A 16,226-nucleotide genomic window follows, 5' to 3' on the forward strand; every position below is an offset into this window, starting at 1 on the left:
TGCCGAGAATCAGATCCCGGTGTCGATGATGGCGCGGGCCAGGACCGGCACGGTGTGCTGGTTCAGCCCGGCGATGTTCAGCCGCGAATCGCCCACCATATAGATCGCGGCCTCGGATTTCAGCTTGGCCACCTGTTCCGGCGTGGCGCCCAGCCGGGAAAACATCCCGCGATGCTGTTCGATGAAATCGAAGCGGTCGCTGCCTGACAGGTCACGCAGTTCCGATGCCAACTGCGACCGCAGGCCCAGCATGGTGCCCCGCACTTCCTCAAGCTCGGCGGCCCAGTCGGCGCGCAGGGCATCGTCGGTCAGGATGGTGCTGACGATGCGGGCGCCGTGATCGGGCGGGAAGGAATAGTTCTGCCGGTTCAGGAAGGCCATCGACCCTTGGGCCAGATCGCGCGCAGCCGCATTGTCAGCCAAGGCGAACAGGATGCCGGTGCGTTCGCGATAGATGCCGAAGTTCTTGGAACAGGACGCGGCGATCAGCACTTCGGGCAGGCGTGCCGCGATCATGCGGGTGGCGGCCGCGTCTTCCTCCAGCCCGTCGCCGAAACCCTGATAGGCCAGGTCGATCAGCGGGATCGCGCCGGATTGCTCCAGGATCGCCGCGACTTCGTTCCACTGGTCCATCGACAGGTTGGCGCCGGTCGGGTTGTGGCAACAGCCGTGCAGCAGCACGATGTCGCCCTTGCCCGCCTTGGCGATGTCGGCCTTTAGCCCGTCGAAATCGACGCCCCGGCTTTCCGCATCGAAATACCGGTATTCGACAAAAGGCAGGCCCATGAACTTCATGATCGACAGGTGGTTGGGCCAGGTCGGGTTCGACACATAGACCGTCACCCCCGGATTGGCCAGGCGCGCCAGTTCCAGCGCCTGCCGGATCGCGCCAGTGCCGCCGACCGTCGCCAGCGAGGCCAGCCGGTCCCCCGGCACATCCTTCAGCACCATCCGGGCCATGGCATTGCGATAGTCCGCCTCGCCCGCAAGACCGGTATAAGCCTTGGTCGTCTGGCTTTCCCAGATGCGCTGTTCGGCCGCCTTGACCGCCCGCATGACCGGCGTCACCCCCTGCGGATCCTTGTAGACGCCGACGCCCAGGTCGATCTTGCCCTGCCGGGTATCGGCCTTGAACTCCTCGATCAGCTTCAGGATCGAATCGGGGGCTTGGGGTTTCAGGTTCGACAGCATTCAGGCGTCTCCGGTTGCGATGGGCAGGTCGGGGAAGCTGCCCCATTCGGTCCAGCTTCCGTCGTAAAGCGAATGGTTGCGGTGCCCGATCCGTTCAAGCGCCAGCGACAGAACGGCGGCCGTGATGCCGCTGCCGCAACTGGTGATGACGGGCTTTTTCAGATCCACCCCGGCGGATTCGAATTCGGCGCGCAGGGCATCAGGCGATTTCATCGTGCCGTCCGTGTTCAGCAGCCGCCCAAAGGGAACGTTGCGCGCACCCGGGATGTGCCCGGACCGCAAGCCGGGGCGCGGTTCTGGTGCTTCGCCCCGGAATCGTTCGGGGGCGCGGGCGTCGATGATGCCGTGATCGGCCAGCTTGCTGGCAGACGCCACCTGCGTCACGTCGCGCACCAATCCCGCCTGGCGCTGCACGGTGATGTGGCGGTCGCGCAGGATGGGGGGCATATCTTCAACCGGGCGGCCCTCGGCCTGCCACTTGGCGAAGCCGCCATCCAGCACGGCCACGTCGGTCTTGCCCATCAGGCGGAAGGTCCACCAGACCCGCGCGGCGCTGCGCACGTCGGAATTGTCATAGACCACCACCTGATGCCCGTCGCCCACGCCCATGGCGCGCATCCGGGAAATGAACATCTCGACCGGGGGGGCCATGTGCGGCAAGGCGCTGCGCTTGTCCGAAATCGCATCGATGTCGAAGAACCGCGCGCCGGGGATATGGGCCGCCTCGTATTCGGCCCGCCCGTCGCGGCCCGTGGCCGGCATATGCCAGCTTGCATCCAGGATGCGCAGGTCGGGATCGTTCAGGTGGGCCGCCAGCCACTCGGTCGAAACCAGCGTTTTCGGATCGTCCTGCAAGGCCCCCTCCTGTTCATGGCGCGGGACCGATCTACAAGGGCGACCGGACTGGTGCAATGCTAACCCTGCTTCAGAAGCCGCTGCTTTTGCCGGTTCCAGTCGCGCTTGGCGTCCGTTTCACGCTTGTCGTGGTTCTTCTTGCCCTTGGCCACGCCGATCTTCAGCTTCACGATGCCGCGGTGGTTGAAATACATCACCAGCGGGATCAGCGTCATCCCCTCGCGTCCGATGGCCTGCCACAGCCGCGCCAGTTCCTTGCGCGATACCAGCAGCTTGCGGCGGCGGCGCTCCTCGTGGCCGAACACCCCGGCCTGCTTGTAGGCGGCGATATAGCCGTTGATCAGCCACAGCTCTCCTCCCTCGACCGAGGCATAGCTTTCGGCGATGTTCGACTGCCCGGTGCGCAGGGACTTCACCTCGGACCCGGTCAGCATGATGCCGACCTCGAGGTCGCTTTCGATGAAGTAATCGAACCGCGCCCGCCGGTTTTCGGCGATGATCTTGTAGTTCTTGTCGGGATCTGTGGCCATGACGGGGTTAGATAGGGGGCGGCAGGGGGCGTGTAAAGATGCGCGTTGCGCCCTGGCGCCCGCAGGGGATAGCCCTTGCACTATGCACGGGGGGCATCGCCATGCTGGGACAGATTGCGTTAGGATCGTGCCTGATGCTGGGCAGCATCGCCATTGCCGGTTTGTGGATCTGGCTGCTGGAGGGGGCCTTTGCCCGGTGGGAAGGGTGGCTTGTGCGCGCCCCGCACCGGCCCAAGTTGATCCTGATCGTGCTGGCCTCCAGCCTGGCGGTGCTGGCAATGGTCACGATGTCGGTCTGGTTGTGGGCCTTGACCTTTCACCTGCTGCGCATCTTCGCCAGTTTCGAGGAGGCGATGTATTTCACATTGGTGACGTTCACGACGCTGGGTTATGGCGATGTGCTGATGCCGCGGGACTGGCGCATCCTGGGTGGGCTGGCCGCCGCCAACGGGCTGCTGAGCTTTGGCCTGATGACGGCGCTGATGGTGGAATCGCTGCGTCATGTCCGGGTGCGCCAGATCGAGTTCACAAGGGAATAGCATGGAACCAGGACCGCTGAACCTGATCACGGACATCCCCGGCCTGCGGGTCGGCAATGCCGCCGATCCGCGCCTCAAGTCGGGCGTCACCGTTCTGACCGCCGATGCGCCCTTTGCGGCGGCCTTTCATGTGATGGGCGGGGCGCCGGGAACGCGGGACACCGAATTGCTGGCCCCCGACAAGCTGGTGGGCGGGGTCGATGCGCTTGTGCTGTCCGGCGGTTCGGCCTTTGGACTGGCGGCTTGCGACGGGGCGATGGCGGGGCTGCGCGCGGCGGGACGGGGCTTCGCGGTCGGCACGACGCGGGTGCCGATCGTGCCGGGGGCGATCGTCTTCGACCTGCTGAACGGCGGGGAAAAGGACTGGGCCGACAATCCCTATCCTGCGCTTGGGCGGGCGGCTTACGATGCGGCGGGGGCGGATTTCGCCATCGGAACGGCTGGCGCGGGGACGGGGGCCACGACGGGGAACCTGAAGGGTGGGCTGGGTTCGGCCTCGGCCATCCTGGCGAACGGGCTGACTGTGGGTGCCCTGGTCGTGGTCAACGCGCTTGGACGGGCAACCGTTGGCGATACCCGGCATTTCTGGGCGGCGCCCTGGGAACTGGACGGCGAACTGGGGGCGCTTGGCCTGCCCGTCCGCTTTCCCGCCGCCGATGAGCCCCGGCCCGCGAAACGCCTGGGCGAGGCCACGACCATCGCCATTGTCGCCACCGACGCGGTTCTGGACAAGGCCGCCCTGCAACGTCTTGCCATTGCCGCCCATGACGGCATGGCCCGCGCCCTGGTGCCCAGCCACACGCCCTTCGACGGCGACCTGGTCTTTGCGGTATCCTCTGGCACCAAGCCCTTGGCCGACCCGGCGGTCGATCCCTTCCTGCTGGGCCATGCCGCCGCCTCCTGCCTGGCGCGGGCGATTGCACGGGGAATCCATGCCGCCAGCCGGGCACCGGGCGACCTGCAACCCGTCTGGCGCGACCTGCAGGCATGAAAAAGGGCGGTGCGCCACTGGCCCACCGCCCCGATCAGAGAGAGGGTCGCCAAGAGGGAAGGCTTGACGATGCCCTTTCAACGCATCCGGTCCCGGTCGGTTTCACGGCAAAGGCGATTTTTAGCGATTGCCACACGCGCCGCGTTGCGCCCCGGCTTTGACAACGTCCCGTCTGCGTGATGATCATGCCCCAACCGCCCAAAGGGAGCCATGCCATGACCAAGCATTCCACCGACCTCAAGACCCTGCTGCGCGACCCCTCGTTGCTGGAAACCCGCGCCTTTGTTGCCGGCGAATGGGTGGACGCGCCGGACGGCGCGACGTTTGACGTGATCAACCCGGCACGCGGCGATGTCATTGCAAAGGTCGCCGACCTGTCCCGCAAGGACGCGGCCCGCGCCATCCAGGCCGCTGCCGAGGCGATGAAGGGCTGGACCGCGCGCACCGCCAAGGACCGTGCGGGGGTCATGCGCAAGTGGTTCGACCTGATGATGCAGAACCAGGACGACCTGGCCCGCATCCTGACCGCCGAAATGGGCAAGCCCTTCCCCGAGGCCAAGGGCGAGATCGCCTATGGCGCCAGCTTCATCGAATGGTTCGGCGAGGAAGCCAAGCGCGTGTACGGCGAAACCATCCCCGGCCACCTGCCTGACAAGCGCCTGACCGTGATCCGCCAGCCGATCGGCGTGGTGGGCAGCATCACGCCCTGGAATTTTCCCAATGCCATGATCGCGCGCAAGGCCGCCCCTGCCCTGGCCGTTGGCTGCGGCTTCGTTGCCCGTCCTGCAGCGGAAACCCCGCTGTCCGCCCTGGCCATGGCGGTTCTGGGCGAACGCGCGGGCCTGCCCAAGGGCATCCTGTCCGTCGTCACCTCGTCGCGATCCAGCGACATCGGGAAGGAGTTTTGCGAGAACCCCTTGGTTAGGAAGCTGACCTTTACCGGCTCGACCGAGGTGGGGCGCATCCTTTTGCGCCAGGCCGCCGACCAGGTGATGAAATGCAGCATGGAGCTGGGCGGCAACGCGCCCTTCATCGTCTTCGACGACGCCGACCTGGACGCGGCGGTCGAGGGGGCGATGGCGTCCAAGTTCCGCAACAACGGCCAGACCTGTGTTTGCGCCAACCGCATCTATGTCCAGTCCGGTGTCTATGACACATTCGCGCAAAAGCTGGCAGCGGCGGTGGACAAGCTGCGCGTCGGCGACGGACTGGAGGACGGCGTGACCACCGGTCCGCTGATCAACCAGGATGCGGTGGAAAAGGTCGAGGAACATATCCGCGACGTGCTGGATGGTGGCGGACAGGTCGTCACGGGCGGCGAACGGATGGAAGGACTGTTCTTTCAGCCCACGGTCGTGACCGGCGTCACCGACCGCATGAAGGTCGCGACCGAGGAAACCTTTGGTCCCCTGGCCCCCCTGTTCCGCTTCGACACCGAGGAGGAGGTCATTCAAAAGGCCAATGACACGATCTTCGGCCTGGCGTCATATTTCTATGCCCGCGACATCGGCCGCATCACCCGCGTCCAGGAAGCCCTGGAATACGGCATTGTCGGCGTGAACACCGGCATCATCTCGACCGAGGTGGCGCCCTTTGGCGGCGTCAAGCAGTCGGGCCTGGGCCGGGAAGGCAGCCGCCACGGGATCGAGGATTACCTGGAGATGAAATACATCTGCCTGTCTATCTGACAGATCGTAACGATTTCCGGCGCTTGGGGGGAACGCAAGGCGGGCATAATGCATTGACACGCGAAGGCCCCGCCATTCTGGCTTCAACGGGGTCGTTTGCAAAAAGGGGAAGTGCATGGAAGGTTTCGGCTGGATTCTGTCGATCATCCTGGGGGCCATCGCAGGCTGGATCGCGGAAAAGATCATGAAGACCAATACCGGGCTGCTGATGAACATCATCGTCGGCATCGTCGGCGCCCTGATCGGTAACTTCCTGTTCGATATGCTGATTGGCCGCAGCGGTGAAGGCAGCGTCATTGGCCAGCTTGTGGTCGCGGTGATCGGCGCCTGCATCCTGATCTGGATCGTTCGCATGGTGCGCGGCCGGGCCTGATCCCCGGTCTGCAAAGGAAAAGGCCGGTGCGGGATCATCCGCACCGGCCTTTTTTCATGGACCCCGATCAGCGGGCCTGATCGTCGTCCTCATCCTCGTCATCGCCCGCATCGGGCAGGTTGAAGAAGCTTTCCGCGTCCAGTTCACGGTCCGGCGTCTTTCCCTCGTCCCGCGTCAGCGTGAAATTCTCAAGCCCTGCCATTGACGACGGCAAGCGCGGCTCGTCGCTCATCGCCAGAGAGGTTTCGGTGCTGACCAGCTTGCGGCGTTCGTCATCGCTCATCACCTCGCCGGTGCCGCCTTTCTTGGCGGCCTTCTGCACCGCCGCGTCCAGTTCGGTCTGGCGGCACAGGCCCAGGGCCACCGGGTCGATGGGCTGCATGTTCTGGATGTTCCAATGCGTCCGTTCGCGGATCGAGGCAATGGTGGGCTTGGTGGTGCCGACCAGCTTGGCGATCTGCGCATCGACCAGTTCGGGGTGAAACTTGACCAGCCACAGGATCGCGTTCGGGCGGTCCTGACGCTTGGACAGCGGCGTGTAACGCGGGCCGCGGCGCTTTTCCTCGCCTTCCGAGGCGGGATTGTGCTTCAGCTTCAACCGATAAGCCGGGCTGGCCTCGCCCTTCTTTATCTCATCGGCATCAAGCTGGTGCGAGGCAACCGGGTCATAGCCCTTGACCCCCGCCGCCACGTCGCCATCGGCGATGCCCTGCACCTCCAATTCGTGCAGACCGCAGAAATCGCCGATCTGCTTGAAGCTCAGCGTGGTATTGTCCACCAGCCAGACGGCAGTCGCCTTGGCCATCAGCGGCTTGCTCATGTCAATCTCCTTCGCGTGTCTGCCCCCGAACGATAGCAGGCTTGGGCCGGAAAAACGGCTTTGGCGGGTGCCATTCCTCGTTTTAGGGGGGAATTGTCAGCCGATATAGCGATTCTCACGTCCGGGGAAAAGAGGATTCGCATCGGCCCGTGGACGTGCCTGCCCAGGCCGGGCATGGTGAGGCCATGAAACCTGCATTCCTGATCCCGCTTGCCCTGGCCCTGTGGCCCGGCGCAGTCCCCGCGGACGGCGTCGCCGGCGATTTCGATTACTATGTCCTGGCGCTCAGTTGGCAACCAAGCTGGTGCAGCAGCACCGGCGACGCGCGCGACGCCGCCGAATGCGGCCCCGGCAGCAGCCGGGATTTCACCGTCCACGGGCTTTGGCCGCAGCATGAAAAAGGCTGGCCGGATCATTGCGACACCCCCGAACGCGACCCCTCGCGCCGAGAGGCACAGGCCCTGGACGACCTCATGGACCCCGGTCTGGCCTTGTACCAATGGCGAAAGCACGGCCGTTGTTCGGGCCTGTCGGCAAGGGATTACTATGCGACGATGCGCAAGGCGGTGGAGGGGATCACGATCCCCGGCCCTTTCGACGATTTGCCCCGCGACATCACCCTGCCCCCGACCGGGGTCGAGGATGCCTTCATCGAAGCCAATCCCGGCCTGACCCGCGATGCCGTCACCGTCACCTGCAAGGCCCAGGCCTTGGCCGAGGTCCGCATCTGCCTGACCCGCGACCTGCGCCTGCGCGATTGCGCGCCGGACGTGCGCCAGGATTGCCCCTTGCCACGAGTGCTGATGGAAAAAGTGCGGTGAAGCGGTTCCCGAAAGCCGGGGGCTTCACGCCCCCGGACCCCCGTGGGATATTTCCGTGAAGAAGATAATCGCCGAATTCTTCTTCACTTCAAATATCCCCGCCAGAGGCTCCTGACCGTGCCTCAGGCACTGTCGCCTCCCACTTTCAGGACGATCTTGCCAATATGCTGGCTGCTTTCCATCCGGCGATGCCCCTGGACCACGTCCGCCAGGTCGAATTCGCTGTCGATCCTGACCTTCACCGAACCTGCCGAGATCAGCGGCCACAGCCGTTTGCGCAACGCTTCGGCTATTTCGGCCTTGGCGGCATCCGATTGCGGGCGCAGGGTCGATCCGGTCACCGTCAACCGTTTCGCCATGATCTGCGCGAAATTCAGTTCGACCTTTGGTCCCTCCAGGAAGGCGATCATCACCAGCCGCCCGTCCGGGGACAAGGCCTTGATGTTCTTCGGGATATAACTGCCGCCCACCATGTCCAGGATCAGGTCGGCCCCCTCCTCGGCGGCCATGATCTTGGTGAAATCCTCGGTCCGGTAATTGATCGGCGTCGCGCCAAGCGCTGCGATGGCCGCGCATTTCTCGTCGCTGCCGGCGGTCGCGAAGACACGCGCGCCAAGGCTGCGGGCGATCTGGATCGCCATCATGCCGATGCCCGACGTGCCACCATGAACCAGGAAACGCTCGCCCCCGGTCAGGCCGCCTCGCGTCACGACGTTCGACCAGACGGTAAAGGCCGTTTCCGGCAGGCAGGCACCCTCGCGCAGCGACAAGCCATAAGGAATGCGCAGCGCGTGATCGGCGTGGCAGGCGACATATTCGGCATAGCCCCCGCCGGGCAGAAGCGCGCAGACCTGTTCGCCCTTGCGCCAGCGCGTCACGCCCGCGCCCATGCCGACGATCTCGCCCGATGCCTCCAGCCCCGGCAGGTCGGATGCGTCGGGCGGGGGCGCATAGCTGCCCATGCGCTGCAGTACGTCGGGGCGGTTGACCCCTGCATAGGCCACGCGGATCAGGATCTGGTCGTGGCGCGGTACGGGGACCGGGCGGCGGGTCAGGTGCAGCACGTCGGCATCACCGGGCGCGGTGATCTCGACCGCGTTCATGGCGTCGGGGAACATCGTTTCTCCTGCTTTCAGGGGCGGGTTCGGCCGGGAAGATCGCGCGACCGGGGCGCGCGGATCCAGCCAAAGGCAAGGTTCGTCATGGTTTCCGCCCCCGGCAGCTTGCGCAAGGTGGATTTCAGCGACTCGATCCGCATGACCCCGTCGATGCGGCGGTCGATGAAGGCGCGGGTCTCGGCATGGTCGGGCGAAGTGTCGCCCAGCCAGAACAGCACGCTGGCGCTGATCACGGCCGCCAGGGTGGCGCGCTTGGAATACCAGTTCACGTCCCGGGACGTATCGCCCAGGCCCGTCCAGATCACATCCGCCGTTTCCCAGACAAGGCGCGCGGCAAGCGCGGCGTTCTGCGGCAAGGACAAGGTGGCCGCACCGGCGCGCACCAGTTCGGCATCGACCAGCATCAGGCGGCGCCAGATCGCCTCGGCCACGCGGTCGCGGAAACGGCCGCCCGGCGGGGTCTGGGCCAGGCTGTCGCGCAGCATGGCATCGGCGCGGCGATGATAGGCCGCAGCCAGCCCCGCGCCCCCTTGCGGAAAATGCACCCGCGCCAGGTCGGGCGAAAGGCCCAGGTCGCGCGCCCCTGCCATCAGGGCGCGATCGTTCATCCCTTCGAACGGGACATGGGTCAGGGCAGCGTCGAGAAGGGCGTCACGGTCGGTTCGGGTCATGGACAAGCCTCTGGCTGGACAAGGGCGCCCGGCTTTGATAGGGGGGCGCATCCTGCAATCTTGCAACTCTAACCTAGGAAGGTGGTGACAACCACATGCAGGTCAATGTTCGCGACAACAACGTCGAACAGGCGCTTCGTGCCCTGAAGAAAAAACTTCAGCGCGAGGGTGTGTTCCGCGAAATGAAGCTCAAGCAGCATTTCGAGAAACCGTCCGTCAAGAAGGCCCGTGAGCAGGCTGAGGCCGTGCGCCGCGCCCGCAAACTGGCTCGTAAAAAAGCACAGCGCGAAGGCGCACTGTAAGACGACGCGATCCGCGTTATCCGCAAACCCCCGCAGCGCAAGCCGCGGGGGTTTGCATCCCAAGCCTGCCAAAAGGTTGTTGCCTGACCCGTTGACCTGTGTGACGTTTCCATGAACGCCAGTTTGTGTGTACGGGTCACGAGTTCAAATGGTTTTGCAAACGTCGGCCGATCCTCAGGGCTCGGCTTCATGAGCTTTCATATTCCCGTCATGCTGGGACTAGTGCTGGCCGACTTTGTGCTGATCCTGGTTCACGCGCTTCTAGGCGCGTTATCCGTAACGGGAACGATCGCCGTCTTCCCTGACGCTTTGAGGATCGACCGCGACTGGGGCGTGGGCGAAGTCCTGAATTATGCGAAGTGGCTTGCCCTCGCCGGGATTTCGGCCATGCTCTTTCATCAGCAGAAAGCGATGATATTTCTGGCATTCGCTAACCTATGCGTAATCGCCCTTCTGGATGACAGCCTTCAGTTGCACGAACGGTACGGGATCATCCTGACTGACGCCTGGCTCCAAGGGCTGAAACTGCCGAACGGTTCAGGAGAGATAATCTTCCTGGCCCTCGAAGGGGCAATAGTTGCCGGACCCCTAGTATATGGCTGGATTGTTGCGCCCTCGCCGGTCCGGCGACAGGTCATGTCCCTGTTCCTGCTGCTTGGGTGGGCGATATTCTGCGGCGTCGCTGTCGACTTCGTTCATGCCCAGGCCATGGGCGGCTCGATCAAGGCCGGCATCCTCGGCATCATCGAGGATGGGGGCGAGATGATATTTCTGTCGCTGACAGTAAGCCATGCAGCCAGCCTGTTGATCCGGGCCAGACCTGCAACCGCCTGACATGCTATCGCCACAGATGCAGGTCCAATGCGTCTGCCGTGGATGGCACCATCAGCGAACCGTGGTCTTCCTGCGGATAAGGGCGGTACAGAACCTCCAACCCCCGGACCCCTGACAGGATCCGCACCAGGGCGGTGGGATCATGGGGATGGTTCTGACGCGCCCGGCCCGCCTGGGCGATCATCACCTGGATGCCAGGGTCGATCACCCCGCCCGCCGCCAGGACGCCGCCCACAAAGGCCGCCGCCTCGCGCTGCGATTCGCCCGCGTTCCACCATACCGACGGATCGGCGGCGACATGGCGCGCGAACAGACGGGGGCGGGTGAACAGCGCGTGCAGCACGAACAGCCCGCCCAGCGAATGGCCATAAAGGGTCATCTGGCTGCGATCCAGGGGATGACGGCGGGCCAGTTCGGGCAGCAGTTCATCCCCGATCATCGCCAGGAAGTCCGCGCGCCCACCGGTCAGCCGGTCCGCAGGCGCCGCGCGATAGCCAAGGATCGGCGCGATCGGCTTCATGGACCGCGAGGTCAGGTCGCGCCAGCGCCGGTTGGGGCCTTCATAGCTGATCGCGACCAGGATCACCGGAGCCTGCGGTGCCCGTGCTTCGCGGTGCCGCCAGAACAGGGGAAAGGTCCGCTGCCCATCCAGCGACAGGATGACCGAATAACCCTGGGGCGGCGACGGCGCATCGGGAAGGCCCACAAGGATGCGCCATTGATCGCCTGCGGGACCAAAGGCGAAATGGCTGGCGCGGGGGTGGACGATGTCTTCGGGCGGGTCGCGGCCGGGCTGCGCCAGGGCGGGCGCGGCGGCACTTGCCGCCAGCAGGGCCAGCAGGCTGCGGCGATCCATCGCCGTCAGACCGGAATCGCGGTGGTGCGGAACACCGTGCGCAGCGCGAAGGACGAATGCATCTGCGCCACCCCCGGCAGGCGGGCCAGGTGCTGGCGGTGGATGCGGGCGAAATCGTCGGTATCCTCGACCACGATCTTCAGCAGGTAATCGGCGGTCCCGGCCATCAGGTGGCATTCCAGTACGTCGGGGATGGCGCGTACGCCTTTTTCGAACGCCTCCAGCACCTCGTCCGCCTGGCCAGAGAGGGTGATTTCCACGAAGACCGTGGTCTGGCGGCGCAGTTTGCGGGCATCCAGCAGCGCGACATAGCCGTGGATCACGCCTGCTTCCTCCAGCCGCTGCACGCGGCGGTGGCAGGCGGACGGCGACAGGTGGACGCGCAGCGCCAGGTCGGCATTGCTGATTCGCCCTTCCTTCTGAAGCAGGGCCAGGATGCGGCGGTCTATTGCATCAAGATCGGACATGACGGGATATTCTTCGACCGGCATCCCGGTTGCCAGTGTTTTTTGTCGCGCAAGGCCGCCATGGGGCAACAGCTTCGCAGCACCTTGCGGGCGGCGAGTGACACAGTGGTGCGCAAGACAAGGGAGGATAAGCATGAAGATCGGTTGCCCGAAGGAAATCAAGCCGCAGGAATTCCGCGTGGGCATGACGCCCGCCGCCGTGACCGAGGCGGCCTTTCGCGGCCACGAGGTCGTCGTGGAAACCGGCGCGGGCCTTGGCGCGGGCTTCACGGATGACGATTACATCGCCGCCGGGGCCGGCATTGCGGCGGATGCCAAATCCGTTTTTGACACGGCGCAGATGATCGTGAAGGTCAAGGAACCCCAGGCCGCCGAACGGGCGATGCTGCGCGACGGGCAGGTTCTGTTCACCTATCTGCACCTGGCCCCCGACCCCGACCAGACCCGCGACCTGCTGGGATCGGGCGTGACCGCCATCGCCTATGAAACCGTGACCGACGCGCGGGGCGGGCTGCCCCTGCTTGCCCCCATGTCCGAGGTGGCCGGGCGCCTAGCCCCGCAGGTCGGTTCCTGGGCGCTGCAAAAGGCCAATGGCGGGCGCGGGGTGCTGATGGGCGGGGTGCCGGGGGTCCGGCCCGCCAACGTGGTCATCATCGGCGGCGGCGTGGTGGGCACGGCGGCGGCGCGGGTGGCCGTCGGCATGGGGGCCAATGTCACGGTCATGGATCGGTCGGTGGCGCGGCTGTCTTATCTGGACGACATCTTCATGGGGCGGCTGACCACCCAATATTCCAGCGCCGCAGCGACCGCCGACCTGATCCGCACGGCGGACATGGTGATCGGCGCAGTGCTGATCCCCGGCGCGGCGGCACCCAAGCTGGTCACGCGCCAGCAGTTGTCCACCATGCAGCCCGGCGCGGTGCTGGTGGACGTGGCCATCGACCAGGGCGGCTGTTTCGAGACCTCGCGCCCGACCACCCACCAGGATCCGATCTATGAGGTGGGCGGGATTGTGCATTACTGCGTGGCGAATATGCCGGGGGCGGTGGCGCGAACATCCACGCAGGCGCTTGGCAATGCCACGCTGCCCTTCCTGCTGGCGCTTGCAGACAAGGGCTGGCGTCAGGCGGTGCTGGAGGATCCGCATCTGCGGGCGGGCCTGTCCACCCATGGGGGCCGCTTGACCTCGCCCCCGGTGGGCGAGGCCTTGGGACTGGAGGCGATCACCCCCGATCAACTGCTGGCAGGCTGAACACCCGGCCCGGCGCGGATCATGGCCGTGCGGGGCTGACGCCGCTATGGCCGGGGCAGCGGATAATCCGCCATCACGGACCGGTCGGCCAGCAGGTCGCGGATCTGGGCCAGCAATTCTTCCTGCGTGGGGGCCGCCACGACGACTTCCTCTTGCTTGCGGACCGCCATGCGTTGCAAGCGGTTGACGGCCTTGACCAGCAGGAACACCGCCCAGGCGATGATCAGGAAGTTCAGCACCGCCATCGCAAACGATCCATAGGCAAAGACGGCGGCGCCCGAATCGCGGGCCGCAGCCAGGCTGGCGCCTTCGGGGACGTTGCCGGACAGGACGAAATACTTGTTGGTGAAATCGACGCCGCCGGTCAGCAGGCCGAGGAGCGGGTTGATCAAGTCGGCGACCAGCGAGCTGACGATTGCCGTAAAGGCCGCGCCGATGATGATCCCGACCGCAAGGTCGATGACATTGCCGCGGGCAATGAATTCCCGGAATTCTCTGATCATGGACAAGCATCCCCCTATGACAAGCGCCGTGCGGGCGCAGGCCAAGAATGCGGCCGGTCTTGCTGAAAAGCAATTCCCCGTGATACCGGAGGCCCGCCCGGCGCCGGACGGGCCGCGGTCGTTGCTTACTGGCTGCCCGCTTCGGCCAGCTTGGCGTCGATCACCTGCTTCATGTCGTCCCAGGGCTGGTTCATGACCTTTTCGCCATCGATGATGAAGGTCGGCGTGGCCTCGATCTCGTCGGCGGTGGCGTTCTTCTGGAAGGTCGCGATCAGCTGTTCGGCCTTGGCGGTATCTTCCCAGCAGGCATTCATCTGGTCTTCGGTCATGCCTGCCTTCAGGCCGATCTTGCGCAGGTTCGCGGCGATTTCCTCGCCCGTGCCGCCAGCCAGCCATTTCTGCTGTTCCTCGAACAGCATCGAGGAGACGGGATAGAACTTCTCATCCCCGCCGCAACGCGCCAGCACCCCTGCCCACAGGCCCGGCTGGTCGAAATAGACATCGCGCTGGATGAATTTCACCTTGCCGGTATCGACATACTCGGCCTTCAGCCTGGGCCAGCTTTCGGTATGGAAATTCGCGCAATGCCCGCAGGTGAAGCTGGCATATTCGACAATGGTCAAGGGCGCGTCCTCGGCGCCCAGCGCGATGTCGGGCAGGGTTTCGGCTGCAGGGGCGGCGGGCGCATCCTGGGCCATCGCGGCGGGGGCGGCCAGGGCCAGGGCAAGGGCTGCGACGGCAGAGCGGATCAGCATGGAAAATCCTTTCAGTGGTTCCGGTGTCGTTTGGTTTCGATGTTCAGCGCCAGTTGGGCCATCGCCTGGGCCAGGATCGGATCCTGGAACTGGCGGGCGACCTGATCGGCCTTTTCGATGATCTGCGGGTCGGGGGGCGCCACCTTTGCTGCGGGCGCGGCAAAGACCGCCTGCCCTTCGGCAAATCCGCTGGCCGCCGTCTGGGTCAGCACGATCCGCTGCACCGCGTTATAGCCATAACAGGCGTTCACCCGTTCTCGCAGTTGCGGCAGTTGCATTTCCACCAGCGGCGCGGCGGGCCCGGTGGTCAGCAGGGTCAGCGTCGCGCCGAACCCGCCGCGCGCATGGCTGATGCGAACGGGCCGCGTTACCCGGGCAAGCTGGGCACCGGCGATTTCGGGCCAATGGGTCAGCAGGCGGGCCATGGCAAAGCCACGCCCCTCGGCCGCCTTCTGCACCCGGTCGGCCAGCAGGATTGCCGCCTGCTGAAACCCGCGCCTGCGGCGGGTGGGCGGTTTGCGGGTGCGGTCGGGCGACTGTGCCATCATTGCCTGTCCTGATATCACGCCCATATCCTTACGCAGACGCGTGGCCGGATGAAAGCGCGGGATCGGAACAAGGGCCTGAATATTGCGTGACGCCAAGGTGATCGCCCCGCAACTGCTGGAATGGTACGACCGCCATGCGCGGGTTCTGCCCTGGCGCATCCCGCCGGGCGCAGGCCCCGCTGATCCATACCGCATCTGGCTGTCCGAGGTGATGCTCCAACAAACCACCGTTGCGGCGGTCAAGGCCTATTTCGAACGCTTCACCGCCCTTTGGCCCACCGTGCAGGATCTGGCGGCAGCCCCCGACGCGCAGGTGATGGCCGAATGGGCGGGGCTTGGATACTATGCCCGCGCCCGCAACCTGCTGGCCTGCGCCCGTGCGGTGACAGCGGCAGGTGGGTTTCCGATAACGCGAAAGGAACTGCAGGCGCTGCCGGGGATCGGGGCCTATACCTCGGCCGCGATTGCGGCGATTTCCTACGATGCGCCGGAAACGGTGGTCGATGGAAATGTCGAACGCGTGGTGGCGCGTCTGTTCGCGGTGGAAACGCCCTTGCCTGCCGCCAAGCCCGACCTGGTGGTCCTGGCGGAAACGCTGACGCCCGTCGGGCGCCCCGGCGATTATGCGCAGGCGATGATGGATCTGGGCGCGACGATCTGCACGCCCCGCAGTCCCGCCTGCGGCATTTGCCCGCTGATCTACGATTGCGACGCCCGTGCCCAGGGGATTGCCGCCAACCTGCCGCGCAAGGCCCCCAAACCCGCCAAGCCCGACCGCACCGGCATCGCCTGGGTCGCCCGCCTCGGCGACGCGGTAGTGTTCGAGGAACGCCCGGCCAAGGGGCTGCTCGGCGGCACGCTGGCCTTTCCCTCTGCCCATTGGGACGGGCGCGACCTGCCGCCGCCCGGGATGGCCGAATGGCGCGATGTCGGCCAGGTCCGCCATGTCTTCACCCATTTCAACCTGTCCTTGCAGGTGATGGTGGGCGATCTGTCCGCCGCCCCCGATCGTGGCCATCTGGTCGCCCTGGCGCAGATCGACCGCGAGGCCTTGCCCGGCCTGATGCGCAAGGTCTGGGATATGGCGCAGGCCCAGATCGCCGCGTAAGGTC

Annotated in this window: 20 protein-coding genes; 9 read left to right on the plus strand and 11 right to left on the minus strand. The window is 65.5% G+C overall.

The genetic code is table 11. The annotated features are described in order from the left end of the window. Window positions 1–9 precede the first annotated feature (9 nt). The 3 genes from Q5701_RS08470 to smpB are packed head-to-tail and all read right to left on the minus strand — an operon-like array spanning window position 10 to window position 2,576. The gene (locus tag Q5701_RS08470; protein ID WP_306754818.1) at window positions 10–1,191 is read right to left on the minus strand and encodes an amino acid aminotransferase; all 1,182 of its coding nucleotides are present in this window, start codon (window positions 1,189–1,191) and stop codon (window positions 10–12) included. Then, the gene (gene sseA / locus Q5701_RS08475) at window positions 1,192–2,046 is read right to left on the minus strand and encodes a 3-mercaptopyruvate sulfurtransferase (protein WP_306754819.1); all 855 of its coding nucleotides are present in this window, start codon (window positions 2,044–2,046) and stop codon (window positions 1,192–1,194) included. A gap of 59 nt (window positions 2,047–2,105) precedes the next feature. Next, entirely contained in the window at window positions 2,106–2,576 is a 471-nt protein-coding gene (gene smpB / locus Q5701_RS08480) for an SsrA-binding protein SmpB (RefSeq protein WP_234854083.1), read from the minus strand. Between the two features lie 38 nt (window positions 2,577–2,614). Between smpB and Q5701_RS08485 the strand changes: the two genes are divergently transcribed. The 4 genes from Q5701_RS08485 to Q5701_RS08500 all read left to right on the plus strand — a co-directional run bounded on the left by Q5701_RS08485 (window position 2,615) and on the right by Q5701_RS08500 (window position 6,167). Beyond that, the gene (locus Q5701_RS08485; RefSeq protein ID WP_306754820.1) at window positions 2,615–3,115 is read left to right on the plus strand and encodes an ion channel; all 501 of its coding nucleotides are present in this window, start codon (window positions 2,615–2,617) and stop codon (window positions 3,113–3,115) included. 1 nt (window position 3,116) lies between these two features. Next, window positions 3,117–4,106 carry a P1 family peptidase gene (locus Q5701_RS08490; RefSeq protein ID WP_306754821.1) on the plus strand — a complete coding sequence of 330 codons (990 nt, stop codon included), beginning with the start codon at window positions 3,117–3,119 and terminating at the stop codon, window positions 4,104–4,106. A gap of 215 nt (window positions 4,107–4,321) precedes the next feature. Next, a complete protein-coding gene (locus Q5701_RS08495) occupies window positions 4,322–5,794 on the plus strand; it encodes an NAD-dependent succinate-semialdehyde dehydrogenase (RefSeq protein ID WP_306754822.1) in 1,473 nt (490 codons plus the stop codon). A 115-nt stretch (window positions 5,795–5,909) separates the two neighbouring features. Continuing rightward, complete coding sequence (locus tag Q5701_RS08500; protein WP_234854088.1) at window positions 5,910–6,167, plus strand: GlsB/YeaQ/YmgE family stress response membrane protein; 258 nt, start codon at window positions 5,910–5,912, stop codon at window positions 6,165–6,167. Between the two features lie 67 nt (window positions 6,168–6,234). On the opposite strand, the gene Q5701_RS08505 is transcribed toward Q5701_RS08500, so the two are convergent. After that, window positions 6,235–6,987, minus strand: coding sequence for a DUF1013 domain-containing protein (locus Q5701_RS08505; protein ID WP_306754823.1), 753 nt, complete (start codon window positions 6,985–6,987; stop codon window positions 6,235–6,237). A gap of 185 nt (window positions 6,988–7,172) precedes the next feature. Here Q5701_RS08505 and Q5701_RS08510 point away from each other — a divergent pair, with 185 nt between their 5' ends. After that, the gene (locus Q5701_RS08510) at window positions 7,173–7,808 is read left to right on the plus strand and encodes a ribonuclease T2 family protein (RefSeq protein ID WP_306754824.1); all 636 of its coding nucleotides are present in this window, start codon (window positions 7,173–7,175) and stop codon (window positions 7,806–7,808) included. Between the two features lie 122 nt (window positions 7,809–7,930). On the opposite strand, the gene Q5701_RS08515 is transcribed toward Q5701_RS08510, so the two are convergent. Both Q5701_RS08515 and Q5701_RS08520 read right to left on the minus strand, forming a co-directional pair. Further along, a complete protein-coding gene (locus tag Q5701_RS08515; RefSeq protein WP_306754825.1) occupies window positions 7,931–8,926 on the minus strand; it encodes an NAD(P)H-quinone oxidoreductase in 996 nt (331 codons plus the stop codon). 14 nt (window positions 8,927–8,940) lie between these two features. Continuing rightward, complete coding sequence (locus Q5701_RS08520) at window positions 8,941–9,597, minus strand: COQ9 family protein (protein ID WP_306754826.1); 657 nt, start codon at window positions 9,595–9,597, stop codon at window positions 8,941–8,943. Between the two features lie 95 nt (window positions 9,598–9,692). Between Q5701_RS08520 and rpsU the strand changes: the two genes are divergently transcribed. Next, the gene (gene rpsU / locus Q5701_RS08525; protein ID WP_126153662.1) at window positions 9,693–9,899 is read left to right on the plus strand and encodes a 30S ribosomal protein S21; all 207 of its coding nucleotides are present in this window, start codon (window positions 9,693–9,695) and stop codon (window positions 9,897–9,899) included. Window positions 9,900–10,010: 111 nt separating this feature from the next. Next, window positions 10,011–10,733: a DUF8692 domain-containing protein gene (locus Q5701_RS08530; RefSeq protein WP_306754827.1), complete on the plus strand. Its 723-nt coding sequence runs from the start codon at window positions 10,011–10,013 to the stop codon at window positions 10,731–10,733. Between the two features lie 4 nt (window positions 10,734–10,737). Here Q5701_RS08530 and Q5701_RS08535 read toward each other — a convergent pair whose 3' ends face one another. Then, window positions 10,738–11,589: an alpha/beta hydrolase gene (locus Q5701_RS08535; RefSeq protein ID WP_306754829.1), complete on the minus strand. Its 852-nt coding sequence runs from the start codon at window positions 11,587–11,589 to the stop codon at window positions 10,738–10,740. A 5-nt stretch (window positions 11,590–11,594) separates the two neighbouring features. Continuing rightward, window positions 11,595–12,056 carry an Lrp/AsnC family transcriptional regulator gene (locus Q5701_RS08540; RefSeq protein WP_234854095.1) on the minus strand — a complete coding sequence of 154 codons (462 nt, stop codon included), beginning with the start codon at window positions 12,054–12,056 and terminating at the stop codon, window positions 11,595–11,597. A 133-nt stretch (window positions 12,057–12,189) separates the two neighbouring features. Here Q5701_RS08540 and ald point away from each other — a divergent pair, with 133 nt between their 5' ends. Beyond that, the gene (gene ald / locus Q5701_RS08545) at window positions 12,190–13,308 is read left to right on the plus strand and encodes an alanine dehydrogenase (RefSeq protein WP_306754830.1); all 1,119 of its coding nucleotides are present in this window, start codon (window positions 12,190–12,192) and stop codon (window positions 13,306–13,308) included. A gap of 44 nt (window positions 13,309–13,352) precedes the next feature. Here the strand turns inward: ald and mscL are convergent, their stop codons facing one another. The 3 genes from mscL to Q5701_RS08560 form a co-directional block, all read right to left on the minus strand. Then, window positions 13,353–13,811 carry a large conductance mechanosensitive channel protein MscL gene (gene mscL, locus Q5701_RS08550; protein WP_234854097.1) on the minus strand — a complete coding sequence of 153 codons (459 nt, stop codon included), beginning with the start codon at window positions 13,809–13,811 and terminating at the stop codon, window positions 13,353–13,355. 125 nt (window positions 13,812–13,936) lie between these two features. Continuing rightward, a complete protein-coding gene (locus tag Q5701_RS08555) occupies window positions 13,937–14,566 on the minus strand; it encodes a DsbA family protein (RefSeq protein ID WP_306754831.1) in 630 nt (209 codons plus the stop codon). 11 nt (window positions 14,567–14,577) lie between these two features. Next, complete coding sequence (locus tag Q5701_RS08560; RefSeq protein ID WP_234855845.1) at window positions 14,578–15,111, minus strand: DUF721 domain-containing protein; 534 nt, start codon at window positions 15,109–15,111, stop codon at window positions 14,578–14,580. An 85-nt stretch (window positions 15,112–15,196) separates the two neighbouring features. On the opposite strand from Q5701_RS08560, the gene Q5701_RS08565 reads away from it, so the two are divergent. Further along, window positions 15,197–16,222 carry an A/G-specific adenine glycosylase gene (locus Q5701_RS08565; RefSeq protein ID WP_306754832.1) on the plus strand — a complete coding sequence of 342 codons (1,026 nt, stop codon included), beginning with the start codon at window positions 15,197–15,199 and terminating at the stop codon, window positions 16,220–16,222. Window positions 16,223–16,226 lie beyond the last annotated feature (4 nt).

The sequence above is a fragment of the Paracoccus actinidiae genome, assembly GCF_030863885.1.
Classification (GTDB): Bacteria; Pseudomonadota; Alphaproteobacteria; order Rhodobacterales; family Rhodobacteraceae; genus Paracoccus; species Paracoccus everestensis.

Coding starts and splice junctions, on each gene's coding strand:
- Q5701_RS08555 (WP_306754831.1), bottom strand. CDS start 14,566: ATGCTGATCCGCTCTGCCGTCGCAGCCCTTGCCCTGGCCCTGGCCGCC.
- Q5701_RS08530 (WP_306754827.1), top strand. CDS start 10,011: ATGAACGCCAGTTTGTGTGTACGGGTCACGAGTTCAAATGGTTTTGCA.
- Q5701_RS08505 (WP_306754823.1), bottom strand. CDS start 6,987: ATGAGCAAGCCGCTGATGGCCAAGGCGACTGCCGTCTGGCTGGTGGAC.
- Q5701_RS08560 (WP_234855845.1), bottom strand. CDS start 15,111: ATGGCACAGTCGCCCGACCGCACCCGCAAACCGCCCACCCGCCGCAGG.
- smpB (WP_234854083.1), bottom strand. CDS start 2,576: ATGGCCACAGATCCCGACAAGAACTACAAGATCATCGCCGAAAACCGG.
- ald (WP_306754830.1), top strand. CDS start 12,190: ATGAAGATCGGTTGCCCGAAGGAAATCAAGCCGCAGGAATTCCGCGTG.
- mscL (WP_234854097.1), bottom strand. CDS start 13,811: ATGATCAGAGAATTCCGGGAATTCATTGCCCGCGGCAATGTCATCGAC.
- Q5701_RS08495 (WP_306754822.1), top strand. CDS start 4,322: ATGACCAAGCATTCCACCGACCTCAAGACCCTGCTGCGCGACCCCTCG.
- Q5701_RS08540 (WP_234854095.1), bottom strand. CDS start 12,056: ATGTCCGATCTTGATGCAATAGACCGCCGCATCCTGGCCCTGCTTCAG.
- Q5701_RS08515 (WP_306754825.1), bottom strand. CDS start 8,926: ATGTTCCCCGACGCCATGAACGCGGTCGAGATCACCGCGCCCGGTGAT.
- Q5701_RS08535 (WP_306754829.1), bottom strand. CDS start 11,589: ATGGATCGCCGCAGCCTGCTGGCCCTGCTGGCGGCAAGTGCCGCCGCG.
- Q5701_RS08485 (WP_306754820.1), top strand. CDS start 2,615: ATGCGCGTTGCGCCCTGGCGCCCGCAGGGGATAGCCCTTGCACTATGC.
- Q5701_RS08520 (WP_306754826.1), bottom strand. CDS start 9,597: ATGACCCGAACCGACCGTGACGCCCTTCTCGACGCTGCCCTGACCCAT.
- Q5701_RS08470 (WP_306754818.1), bottom strand. CDS start 1,191: ATGCTGTCGAACCTGAAACCCCAAGCCCCCGATTCGATCCTGAAGCTG.
- Q5701_RS08490 (WP_306754821.1), top strand. CDS start 3,117: ATGGAACCAGGACCGCTGAACCTGATCACGGACATCCCCGGCCTGCGG.
- rpsU (WP_126153662.1), top strand. CDS start 9,693: ATGCAGGTCAATGTTCGCGACAACAACGTCGAACAGGCGCTTCGTGCC.
- Q5701_RS08510 (WP_306754824.1), top strand. CDS start 7,173: ATGAAACCTGCATTCCTGATCCCGCTTGCCCTGGCCCTGTGGCCCGGC.
- Q5701_RS08500 (WP_234854088.1), top strand. CDS start 5,910: ATGGAAGGTTTCGGCTGGATTCTGTCGATCATCCTGGGGGCCATCGCA.